This is a genomic window from Nostoc sp. UHCC 0251 (assembly GCF_034932245.1).
Lineage (GTDB): Bacteria > Cyanobacteriota > Cyanobacteriia > Cyanobacteriales > Nostocaceae > Nostoc.
The window spans coordinates 13,034-22,042 of record NZ_JAYGHD010000058.1 but is presented as its reverse complement, the minus strand read 5'-3'; the positions used below and the strand labels follow the sequence as shown (position 1 = coordinate 22,042).

General features: G+C 42.3%; 7 protein-coding genes. 4 read left to right on the top strand and 3 right to left on the bottom strand.

Annotated elements, in window-relative coordinates; translation table 11 throughout:
- Positions 1–161: 161 nt before the first annotated feature.
- Positions 162–890 (bottom strand): response regulator transcription factor RpaB, encoded by a 729-nt coding sequence (rpaB, locus tag VB740_RS09775; RefSeq protein ID WP_323199834.1) that lies wholly within the window; start codon positions 888–890, stop codon positions 162–164.
- Positions 891–1,059: 169 nt separating this feature from the next.
- Here rpaB and radA point away from each other — a divergent pair, with 169 nt between their 5' ends.
- Positions 1,060–2,586 (top strand): DNA repair protein RadA, encoded by a 1,527-nt coding sequence (radA, locus tag VB740_RS09770; protein WP_323199833.1) that lies wholly within the window; start codon positions 1,060–1,062, stop codon positions 2,584–2,586.
- Positions 2,587–2,782: 196 nt separating this feature from the next.
- On the opposite strand, the gene VB740_RS09765 is transcribed toward radA, so the two are convergent.
- Positions 2,783–2,980, bottom strand: coding sequence for a hypothetical protein (locus VB740_RS09765; RefSeq protein ID WP_323199832.1), 198 nt, complete (start codon positions 2,978–2,980; stop codon positions 2,783–2,785).
- Between the two features lie 353 nt (positions 2,981–3,333).
- Between VB740_RS09765 and VB740_RS09760 the strand changes: the two genes are divergently transcribed.
- Positions 3,334–4,584, top strand: coding sequence for a serine/threonine-protein kinase (locus tag VB740_RS09760; RefSeq protein WP_323199831.1), 1,251 nt, complete (start codon positions 3,334–3,336; stop codon positions 4,582–4,584).
- Between the two features lie 153 nt (positions 4,585–4,737).
- Here the strand turns inward: VB740_RS09760 and VB740_RS09755 are convergent, their stop codons facing one another.
- Positions 4,738–5,646, bottom strand: coding sequence for a c-type heme family protein (locus VB740_RS09755; RefSeq protein ID WP_323199830.1), 909 nt, complete (start codon positions 5,644–5,646; stop codon positions 4,738–4,740).
- Positions 5,647–5,941: 295 nt separating this feature from the next.
- On the opposite strand from VB740_RS09755, the gene VB740_RS09750 reads away from it, so the two are divergent.
- Together VB740_RS09750 and VB740_RS09745 are read left to right on the top strand one after the other, a co-directional pair.
- The gene (locus tag VB740_RS09750) at positions 5,942–7,852 is read left to right on the top strand and encodes a serine/threonine-protein kinase (protein WP_323199829.1); all 1,911 of its coding nucleotides are present in this window, start codon (positions 5,942–5,944) and stop codon (positions 7,850–7,852) included.
- Positions 7,853–8,000: 148 nt separating this feature from the next.
- The gene (locus tag VB740_RS09745) at positions 8,001–8,894 is read left to right on the top strand and encodes an SDH family Clp fold serine proteinase (protein WP_323199828.1); all 894 of its coding nucleotides are present in this window, start codon (positions 8,001–8,003) and stop codon (positions 8,892–8,894) included.
- Positions 8,895–9,009: the final 115 nt, after the last annotated feature.

The window sequence follows — 9,009 nt, the reverse complement described above, 5'->3', positions numbered from 1 at the left end:
CATTAGTCATTAGTCATTAGTCATTGGGCATTGGGCATTGGGCATTGGGCATTGGACAATAATTAAAGTTCTTCTCCCCCTGCCTCCCCTACTTCCCCTGCTTCCCCTGCTCCCCCTGCTACCCCTGCTCCCCCTGCTCCCTGCCCCCCTGCCTCATCCCCTCACTCCTCCCCTGGTTCAATAATTCGCTGGAAAAGATAACCAGTACCTCGTGCTGTAAGAATCAATTCTGGGTTGCTAGGATCATCTTCTAACTTTGCCCGCAAACGAGATATATGCACATCCACAACGCGGGTATCAACATGGCGCTCTGGTGTGTAACCCCAAACTTCCTGCAAAATTTCTGAACGAGAAAAAGCTTCTCCAGAGCGACTGACTAACAACTCTAACAAGCTGAACTCCATACCCGTCAATCGAATCCGCTCATCGCCTTTGTAGACTTGCCGCTTATTCGTATCGATTTTAATATTAGCGACATGGATTACGCCAGAACTGGGAATGCCAGTTCCACCGGTTTTGTCTACCCGCCGCAACACTGAGCGAATTCGAGCTTCTAGCTCTTTGGGGGAAAATGGTTTAACTACATAGTCATCAGCACCCAATTCTAGCCCAGTGATGCGATCGGCTACATCCCCCAAGGCTGTTAGCATAATAATGGGGACATCTGATTCTTTTCGTAATTCTTGACATACACCATATCCGTCTAGCTTTGGCATCATTACATCCAAAACTACTAGGTCAGGATCAGTTTTACGAAAAATATCTAAAGCTTCTTCCCCATCGCCAGCAGTAACTACATCGTAGCCAATCATGGAAAGGCGCGTTTCCAAAATCCGGCGAATGCTGGCTTCGTCGTCTACCACCAAGATTTTTTCTTTATGACTTTCCAAGTTTCTCAACGCTCCTTCACTAAAAATTTACATGATTAATTTTTAATACCATAATATTAAGATATCATTCCATGAATTGATTTGGAAAAAGCTCTAAATACTACTATGATTGGATTTTAGTTTTTTCAAGAATTAAGTAAATATTAAGAATATTTAATAAGATTTAAGAATGGCAAAGGCAAAAACCTTTTTTGTGTGTAATGAATGTGGAGCAGAATCGCCCCAGTGGTTTGGTAAATGTCCAGCTTGTGGCACTTACAATTCTCTAGAAGAACAAATTTCTATTCAATCTTCAGTAGATGTACCCAGCCGGGGGGGAGTAAGTAGTTGGCAATCGGCTCAAAGCAATGGCAAATCTCACGCTAAACCAGCTAAAGCGCGAGCCTCTTTAACATTTGACCAAATTACCGATCGCCAAATTGCCCGTTGGGAGTCTGGTTATGAAGAATTGGATCGGGTGCTTGGAGGTGGGGTTGTCCCTGGCTCTATGGTGCTGATTGGTGGTGATCCGGGTATTGGTAAATCGACTTTATTGTTGCAAGTATCAAATCAATTAGCACAGAAATATCGCATACTTTACGTAACTGGTGAAGAATCAGGACAGCAGGTAAAATTACGAGCCTCTCGTTTGGGAGTATCAAAAACTCTCGGTGTGGTTAATGAAGAGAAGGTAACGGTAGTAGTAGATCCTACATTACCGATAGACCCTGACAGCATAGGTGCAGATTTATATGTACTGCCAGAAACAGATTTAGAAGAAATTTTACGAGAAATAGATTCTCTCAAGCCAAACGTGGCGGTGATTGATAGTATCCAAACGGTGTTTTTTCCAGCATTGACTTCTGCACCAGGTTCGGTGGCTCAGGTACGGGAATGTACAGCCGCACTGATGAAGGTGGCGAAGCACGAAGATGTCACCATGCTGATTGTGGGACACGTTACCAAAGAAGGAGCGATCGCAGGGCCAAAAGTTTTAGAACATTTAGTAGATACGGTATTGTATTTTGAAGGCGATCGCTTTGCCTCCCATCGGCTATTACGGACAGTCAAAAACCGCTTCGGCGCAACTCACGAAATCGGCATCTTTGAAATGGTGGCAGATGGATTGCGAGAAGTCTCCAACCCCTCAGAGTTATTTTTAGGCAACCGTGACGATCCTGCACCTGGTACTGCCATTGTCGTTGCTTGCGAAGGTACTCGCCCGATAGTTGTGGAATTGCAAGCTTTGGTGAGTCCTACCAGCTACCCTTCACCTCGGCGGGCTGGAACTGGCGTAGATTACAACCGCTTGGTGCAAATTCTCGCCGTCTTAGAAAAACGAGTGGGAATTCCTATGTCCAAGTTAGATTCTTACGTTGCTTCTGCGGGTGGGTTGAATGTGGAAGAACCAGCAGTAGATTTAGGAATTGCGATCGCAATTGTAGCTAGTTTCCGCGATCGCATAGTTGATCCCGGTACAGTATTAATCGGTGAAGTTGGCTTAGGCGGGCAAGTGCGATCAGTTTCCCAAATGGAACTGCGGTTGAAAGAAGCTGCTAAATTGGGATTTAAAAGAGCGATCGTGCCAAAAGGGACAAAGTTTCCCGACTTGAATATTGAAATATTACCAGTATCTAAAGTAATAGATGCGATTATCGCCGCCATCCCCCATCAGGAATTGACAGCAGACGATTTAGAACCCGATGAAGATGAGTAACCTATAAATACTCTAGGACTAGGTATTACGAAAACAGTCCCCAATCCCTGTAATTATTTCGTTTAGCATATTCCCCTCCCTTTTCTACACTTGGAGGGGATTTTAATGGTTTTTCTACGAGCACAATCTTAAAAGTGCCCAACTACATTATCTTTGAACTAGATAGTGGCAGTTTCGATATCTATACTTTTACAAATCATAGAACAGCACATTTGGCAAGAGTTTGATGAAAATCAATACTACTGAATAGCGTTAAAGAATCACCTGTACCGATAGCTTTAATAGCCGATGCCGAAGTAGCTATTGAATAACAGGATTGGCTCCCAGAAAGATTAACTTTTGAGAGCGATCGCATATTCAGCACTTGAAATACATATAATAATTTCTTTGGCAAGTCTATAGCAACCCCAGTTTTTATGCCAATTGAGTTACTAGGGGTAAGATATGGTTCATCTGCGAATCCAAAAGTCGATGCCCAGAGCAGTTGCAGAGATTACCGCAGACACTGATTATCTTCGGGCTGCTAAAATACGTAAGTATGAGTAGCATGAGACAACTACTCAGGTGAAAATTGTCTATTGGGTCACACAAGACCGCCGGAAGATTATAGAAAAGTGTATTTCTTTGTGTTCATAGTGATGCTAATCTCAATTTGAAAGATGTTATAAGCCTTTATCTGCTAGAGTTTCTGATTTTCAGCAAACTAAATAATTGATTCAATAATAAAATCGCTAGGAGTGCGATGAAATGTCACAGTCCCCTATGACAAAACCAGAAATAGCTGCTGGAACTCTAATCGATAACCGCTATATTATCCAAAAACTTCTGGGACAGGGAGGATTGGGGCGAACTTACTTGGCCTTTGACACTCGTCGGTTTAATGAAGCTTGTGTTCTTAAGGAGTTTGCCCCCATTGGCACAGGGGAGAGTGGACTGGAACAATATCGTAACCTATTTAAAAGAGAAGCAAAAATTCTTCATCAATTGCAACATCCTCAAATTCCCAAGTTTTTGGCTTGCTTTGAAGGAGATGGTCGGTTATTCCTAGTACAAGAGTATGTTGACGGTAAAACCTATTCTAGGCTGCTGGGAGAACTGCAACGTCAAGGAAGAAACTTTTCTGAAGAGGAAGTCATCCAGTGGCTAAAAAATCTCTTGCCTGTTTTGGAATACGTCCACCAGCACAACATCATCCATCGAGATATTTCTCCTGACAACATCATGTTACCTGATGGCAAGGATCTGCCAGTGCTGATTGATTTTGGTGTAGGCAAGCAGATTGCTGACATCCACGAAGGAAAAAGTTCCAACCACCAGGTTACCTTTGTTGGCAAAATGTCCCTTGTCGGCAAAGTGGGATATGCTCCCCGCGAACAGATTAGCTTGGGTTTATGTTCACCCTGTAGTGACCTTTATGCTTTGGGGGTAACAGCTATTGTACTACTGACAGGTAGAGATCCATCATTACTAATGGATCAATATTCCTTAGAATGGAACTGGCGTTATTATTCTTATGTTACTGATGGGTTCGCTCAAGTACTCGATCAGATGTTGGCAGATAGACCTAACAAGCGATACCAAACTGCTAAAGAAGTCCTTATAAATTTAGAGCGTATTGGAGAACCAGAAGTGGTAATGTCTCCTGCAAACGTGCTTGATGATTTGCCTGCCACGGTATTTAATCCTGAATTTCAGGCTATGTCGGCAATATCGTCATCATACAACCAACCTGGAGAAACAATTTTTAGTTCACCTACTTCACCGACTATTACCCAAGTTGGGCGAATAAAAGAACAACAGCCTTCGCTACAACCAGCATTTATCAAACATTGTCACCAAGAGTTAGCTTACCACATCGGCCCAATGGCAAATATAGTTATGGAAGAAATATTAGCTCAAAATCCTTATATTTCACCTGACCAATTTATTGAACTCATAGCCAGGGAAATTCCTGACTTTCAAGCAGCTTTTGAATTCAAAAAAAAATTATTCTCATAAATATTTAGATCAAAAATGATTTAGGGATAATTTAAAGTTTTAATTCTTGATCTAGTACAGGCTGGCGGAAATAAACCTGCCATTTTATTACAGCCAGAAAGCCCAAAATTAAAACATGGGTGACTTTTGACTTTTGACTTCCGCCTTGCGCTACTAGTCTCCTATACCTCCCTGAGTACGTTTGATCCTTTTCATTGCCATTTCTAAACTTAACTGCATCCGTTTAAAGGCTTTAGCTAAGTTACCGATTTCATCATTAGACATCTGCTCGAATTCAACTTCCATATGTCCGGTACTAACTTCTTCGGCTATGCGAGTCATGCGTTTGAGAGGCATAACAACTTGTCGGTTCAAGAAAAGGTTGACTAACAGGATGGTTGCTATAAAAATAGTCGATACAATTAGGATAATTAGTAAGGAAGACTGATTAGCTTTTTTGATGACGTTATTCGCAGGTACTGTAATAATCTGAGCACCGATAATCTCATTCAGCTTCCACCCAAATCCATTAGCTGTACCATAAAGATTTATCATACTTTGAGGTGCAGCTTCTGGTACACTATGACAGACCAAACAACTTTGTTCAGAAACTGGTAATGGACGAGCAATATAAAAGATATCTCCACCAGGAATTGAGCGAAATCCACTGAGTTCTTTAAGGTCTGTTTTATTTCTGAACTTTTCTACAATTTCCGTCTCAAAAGCGTCAGCCTTATCCCGAAGATTTGTTGGATTGAGAGTTGCTTCTTTATAAAAGAATTCACGGTAGCCTGGTGCTTTCCGTAAAATCTCAAATACCTCTCGTGCTGAGTATGCAGGCACACTTTGGGGCAAAAACTCAGTTTCTAATTTATCAGCTAGCTCTGGATTTATTTGGGTAGTGGTGTATTTCCGAACAGAACTCATGGTTTGCATGAGCATAAGACCTGTTGAGCTAATATCTTGTTTAGCATTCTCTCTGAGCAGAGAAGAGAGAGCAAATCCACTCAAGCTCAGACCGAATGTCAGAATTACCAGTAGCAGAATTGTAAATTTTTGTTTCAGATTCAGATTCTTTAGCATAATTTTACATTACCTACAAGTCAAATTATTATGACCAAATATCGCTAAAGTCATCGTTTACTCTACCATGAGCAATCAAATAAAATTTTGGTGTAAAGGTATAGTTTAGCTAAAACGTTTAAGGTATACCCAACTCTATATTAGTAATTATTGAGGTTCATGAAAGAAAATGTTATTTAAGTAACTAAGTCTTAAAAAACTATATCAGCAAAACAAAATTGAATTTCCAAAAATTCGTGTTGGCTGAACTGAATACCGTGCCAAAATAAATACCAGGAATTGTCTAATATTACTAATGGTGTGGAATGCAGGAAAGTCTTTATTCGGTGGACGCTACATTATTGAAAGCCAACTAGGCGAAGGCGGAATTGGCATTACTTATCTTGCCAGAAATCAACGTAATCAGCTGCGAGTGATTAAAACCCTCAAAGAAGAAATCTTGAATCACCCCGCCTGGATACTCCATCGAAACAAGTTACGGCAAGACTTCCGTGATGAAGCAGTTCGGCTGGCTGTGTGTCATCATCCTCATATAGTACAGATTGAAACAATCTTTGATGAGGGAAATTTGCCCTGCATGGTAATGGAGTACATTGAAGGCGAAGACTTAGGACAGCACCTGAGGCGCATGGGGGTGCTATCAGAAGCAGAAGCGCTACTGTACATCCGGCAAATTGGCGATGCTTTGACACTAATTCACTCTAAAGGGCTGCTGCATCGGGATCTCAAACCACGTAATATTATGATCCGCATTGATAAATCAGAAGCAGTACTGATAGACTTTGGCATCGCTAGAGAATTTATTCCCAATATGATTCAAAGGCATACAGTGTATCGCACTCCTGGTTTTGCCCCACCTGAACAGTATGAATCAGAAGCGCCACGAGGAGAATACATTGATATTTATGCCTTAGCTGCTACCTTGTATAATTTGCTTACCGCAGTTATACCGACGAGTGCAGATGATAGGCGTCACAATGTTAATTTAGAACCACCAAAATATTTTAATCCTCAGATCAGCGACAGGGTAAATCAAGCTATTATGTGCGGCATGGATTTGGAGTCAACCTATCGTCCCCAGTCTGTGCAGGAGTGGTTGGATTTATTGGGCCCTGATGCTAGCGATAACATAGCACCAATATCATCTACCTTACTGATAAAGCCTAGCCCTAAACCACCTCCACCTCCTACACCTCCTCCACCTGTTGTATTAGATCAACAGAACTGGCAATGTTTACAGACACTCAAAGGTCATTCTAGTATGGTTCATGCGATCGCCATTAGCTCAGACGGGCAATTGATTGCTAGCGGCAGTAATGACCATACTATTAAACTTTGGCAACTGGGAACTGGCAAGCTAGTGCGTCAATTAGGTCGTTGGTCTTCTGGTCATTCGAGTATGGTTCATTCCGTCGCCTTTAGCCCAATCTCCTCAAAGCTTTCTTATCAAGGGGAGTCAGGCCAATCTGCGGGAGTTGGAGACTTGAACGGGGACATCTTAGCTAGCGGTAGTTGGGATAACACTATCAAATTGTGGGATGTAAACACAGGCAAAGAAATTCGTACTCTCACTGGTCATACTAATTGGGTGAATTCCGTTGCCTTTAGTCCAGATGGCAAATTTCTGGCTAGTGGTAGTGTTGATTGCACAATTAAACTGTGGCAGGTACACACAGGTATAGAAACCCAAACTCTCATAGGTCATTCTGACTCGGTTTCGTCAGTTGCTTACTGTCCCAGAACGGCTGCAACGAATAGCAAGGATAGACAGCTTTTGGCTAGTGGCAGTACTGATTACACCATTAAATTATGGCAAGTATACACAGGCAGAAACATTTCCACATTATTAGGCCATTCCTTCTTCGTCAACTGTATTGCCTTTAGTAAGGATGGGGAAATTATTGCCAGTGGCAGTGGTGACAACACAATTAAACTATGGCATGTAAATACAGGTAGAGAAATTCGTACTCTCAGTGGTCATTCTGATTCAGTTTGGTCAGTTGCTTTTAGCCAGGATGGGCAATTTCTCGCTAGTGGCAGTTGGGACAACACGATCAAACTGTGGCATTTACACAGTGGTAGAGAAATCAGTACACTTACAGGGCATTCCAGTTATGTTCGATGCGTCGCCTTCAGTCCCAATGGACAAATCTTAGTTAGCGGTGGTGATGACGATACTATCAAGATTTGGCGACGGGCATCATAAATAATTCGTAATTCGTAATTCGTAATTCGTAATTCATAATATTTTTGCTTAGTGTGGTTCTGTAGTTTTAAACCTACAGATAGAACTGCGATCGCTCAAAAATTGTCACAATAATGACGGCAACCGTTATTTTTGAGCAATTAATTATATGGGCTTTGGTATTGGTGATTTATTCTGGATTTTTCTCCTTCTGACTTCTTTGCAACCCCTTTGGCAAAAACGTCAAATAGAATATCGGCGCTTGCGTGCTTTACAAGAATTCCAGCAGGAACGCAAAAGTCGGGTGATTTTGCTGATTCATCGTCAAGAGTCCATTAGCTTCCTGGGAATTCCCTTATCTCGTTACATTACCATCGAAGACTCAGAACAAATATTGCGAGCAATTCGCCTCACACCCCCAGATGTGCCGATTGACTTAATTCTCCACACTCCTGGGGGTTTGGTTTTGGCTACGGAACAAATCGCCAGAGCATTAATTCGCCACCAAGCAAAAGTTACAGTCTTTGTACCCCACTACGCTATGAGTGGCGGTACAATGCTTGCTCTTGCCTCTGATGAAATTATTATGGATGCTAATGCTGTCTTAGGGCCAGTTGATCCCCAATTGGGTAACTACCCAGCAGCGAGTATTCTAAAAGTAGTTGAAGATAAACCCATTGGTGAGATTGATGACCAAACTCTCATTATGGCCGATCTCTCACGCAAAGCAATACAGCAAGTACAGCGCTTTGTACGGACTCTGCTTAAAGACAGTATACCTAAACAAAAAGTTCTACCAGAAAATATCGAGCCGATTATCGAAGCCTTGACAACCGGGCGCGTCACCCACGATTATCCGATAACTATAGAGGAAGCAGCAGAAATGGGGCTGCCCGTAACTGTCGGACTGCCCCATTCTATTTATAATCTCATGGATTTGTACCCACAGGCACAAGGAGGCCGACCCAGCGTCCAGTACATTCCTATGCCTTACAATGAACCCCGTCCAATTCTACCTATACCCAAGGGTAGACCCTTAGAAGAGCCAAATCAAATGACTTGAGAGGTTTTGAGGTAGAAGTTTTTGGTGGCGACTAGGGTGTAGCTCCCGGTGTTGGTGTAGCTCCCGGTGTTGGCGTAACTCCCGGTGTTGGCGTAACTCCCGGTGTTGGCGTAAC

What these genes read in the sequence shown, in the direction of transcription:
- VB740_RS09755 (WP_323199830.1), bottom strand. Translation starts at nt 5,646, where the DNA reads ATGCTAAAGAATCTGAATCTGAAACAAAAATTTACAATTCTGCTACTG.
- VB740_RS09745 (WP_323199828.1), top strand. Translation starts at nt 8,001, where the DNA reads ATGGGCTTTGGTATTGGTGATTTATTCTGGATTTTTCTCCTTCTGACT.
- radA (WP_323199833.1), top strand. Translation starts at nt 1,060, where the DNA reads ATGGCAAAGGCAAAAACCTTTTTTGTGTGTAATGAATGTGGAGCAGAA.
- VB740_RS09760 (WP_323199831.1), top strand. Translation starts at nt 3,334, where the DNA reads ATGTCACAGTCCCCTATGACAAAACCAGAAATAGCTGCTGGAACTCTA.
- VB740_RS09750 (WP_323199829.1), top strand. Translation starts at nt 5,942, where the DNA reads ATGGTGTGGAATGCAGGAAAGTCTTTATTCGGTGGACGCTACATTATT.